Origin of the sequence: Zooshikella harenae, from assembly GCF_018837975.1 — a bacterium.
GTDB lineage: Bacteria > Pseudomonadota > Gammaproteobacteria > Pseudomonadales > Zooshikellaceae > Zooshikella > Zooshikella harenae.
The window spans coordinates 1-2,312 of record NZ_JAGSOY010000194.1 but is presented as its reverse complement, the minus strand read 5'-3'; the positions used below and the strand labels follow the sequence as shown (position 1 = coordinate 2,312).

The following is a 2,312-nucleotide window of genomic DNA, read 5'->3' as shown; positions in this document are numbered from 1 at the left end:
AATGCAGCACTTGATCAGGAAATAAAACAGGCTTTAGAAATCACACTAAACAGTGAAGACATCCGACCGTTGACGGATAAAGTGATTATTCGAAGAGCCGAGATCATTCCTTATCAGATTGAAGCGAATATTCACGTCTTTCATGGCCCCTCCAAAGATGCGATTCAACACGAAGTGGAAAAACAATTAAATACCTATTTAGCCCAGTGTTTTGCCTTGGGGAAAACGGTCGCTATCTCCGGTATTTATGATGCGCTGCATACCGGTGGTGTTGATCGGGTTAAGCTGTTATCACCGACCCAAGATATAACCACTGCGCAGTGGCAAGCGCCGAAAAACACCCAGATTATCTTAAATTTTAATCCTTAATTTCGAACGCCTTTCTACGTTATCCATGTCTTTGTTGCCCAGTAATGCCAAGCCGTTTGAGCGTGCATTAGAGGCCAGTTGCACCCGTGTGTCGGCGATTCCGGCGCGTCCTGATATTATTTGGCAGCCCGACTTATGCCCTGAACCCGTTTTACCCTGGTTAGCCTGGGCGTTATCGGTGGATGAGTGGGACGAAAATTGGACGACAGACATTAAACGCCAAGTGATTAAAGCCTCCATTGCTGTGCATTTAATTAAAGGTACGTTGGGGGCGGTTAAAAAAGCCTTAGCCGCAACGGGCGTTGATACCAGTATCAAGGAATGGTTTCAGTATGGGGGGCAGCCCTATACGTTTAAAGCGGAGGTGAATTTAGAGAATAATGGCATTACCCGAAAACAATATGAGCATATTCGCCGACTTATTAATCGCACGAAAAACACCCGCTCTCATTTTGACTTAACGCTGTATTTAACCAATAAAACCAAAATACCGCGTATTGCTACCGCCTGTTTGAACGGGCAAACGACCTTTGTCCGACCGTATTTAACGAAGGTCATTAGCAACCAGTTTAGTAGTGTGATGGCGACAGGCAGTCAAACAGTTTATTACACAACCATTGCCCCCCAATTAACCACCCACCTCCATAGCTGTATTTGTCGGACGTTGTTAGTGGGTTATCAAACGATCCATACCCATATCATCAAACCACGAGAGACTTCATGATCACCAATGCAGAATACTATAGCTTGCTCACAGATGTCGGGCAGGCACGTATTATTAATGCCCATGCCCTGGGTAAAACCGTCAAGCTGACCACGTTGAAAGTGGGAGATGGCGGTGAAGATGGGGGTAAGGAAACCAGTCCACAAGAAACGGATACTCACCTCGTTCGGGTTCGCTGGCAAGGGCCGATTAACAGCATTTACCAGGATGAGCAAAACAAAAATTGGCTGGTCAGTGAAACGGTGATACCTGAACAAGACGGTAATTTTTATATTACCGAGTTCGGTTTATACGACGATGAAGATAATTTAATTGTCGTTGGGCGCTATCCCAAAACCTATAAACCTCGATTGGACCAAGGCAGTGGCAGCAGCCTGTATTTAAAGGTGATTTTTGAGTTATCCAATACCAAAACAGTTGAATTAAAAATTGATCCGGCCATTGTCTTGGCCAGCCGTCAGTATGTGGACCGATCGATTTTAGCGCATGAGCAAAAAGCCGATCCGCATCCGCAGTATGTACAAAAAGATATTTACAATGTAGAAAAGAAATTTACAGGGACGCCTGGAGAAATAGGTTCTGTCAGTCGCTGTGTGTTACAGGGTATCATTTATCAGACCACAACCTTTGAAGATACATCGCCTCCTCGCTCTGATGGCGACTTCCCTACTATAGATCTCAAAACAGAAAAAAATGTGTATTGCCATTTCGTAACACCGTTTAACTTAAACCAGCATAATCACATGTTTTTATTCAATGTGCGGGGTTATTCTTATGGCTCAACCAAAGAGATTTATGAGGCTATTGTCGGATACTGTTATGCCATAGACAAAAAATTACTATCGTCAAATACACGTGGTAATTGCTCACCCGCACTTTATGTTGATAAATACGGCAATATTATTTTCTCATTATTTTTTGCTAGCATTTATTACACCACGATTGTCATTGACTCACTTCTCGTAGGGAATGGACGCACTATTTACCGCGGTGAAATGAAAGCGGTACTTTCCTTACAAGACAAAATCGACTACCCCCGCAATTAATCTTCTTTTTTTCACAATAAACACTAGGTAAACAACATGCCAGAACAATTCTTACATGGCGTTGAGGTCGTGGAAATTGATAGTGGCCCGCGCCCGATTCGCACCGTTAAAAGCTCCGTCATTGGTTTAGTGGGTACTGCCCCGGAAGCGGATGACCAGGCTTTTCCGGAAAA

3 protein-coding genes are annotated in these 2,312 nt (G+C 43.9%); all 3 read left to right on the top strand.

The features are described from left to right. A partial coding sequence (locus KCG35_RS24700; protein ID WP_215822515.1) for a baseplate J/gp47 family protein occupies positions 1-369 on the top strand: 369 nt, incomplete at its 5' end. Positions 370-394: 25 nt separating this feature from the next. Further along, the gene (locus KCG35_RS24695; RefSeq protein ID WP_215822514.1) at positions 395-1,093 is read left to right on the top strand and encodes a phage tail protein I; all 699 of its coding nucleotides are present in this window, start codon (positions 395-397) and stop codon (positions 1,091-1,093) included. Further along, entirely contained in the window at positions 1,090-2,139 is a 1,050-nt protein-coding gene (locus KCG35_RS24690) for a phage tail protein (protein WP_255562035.1), read from the top strand. The genes KCG35_RS24695 and KCG35_RS24690 overlap by 4 nt, the downstream gene beginning before the upstream one ends. Positions 2,140-2,312: the final 173 nt, after the last annotated feature.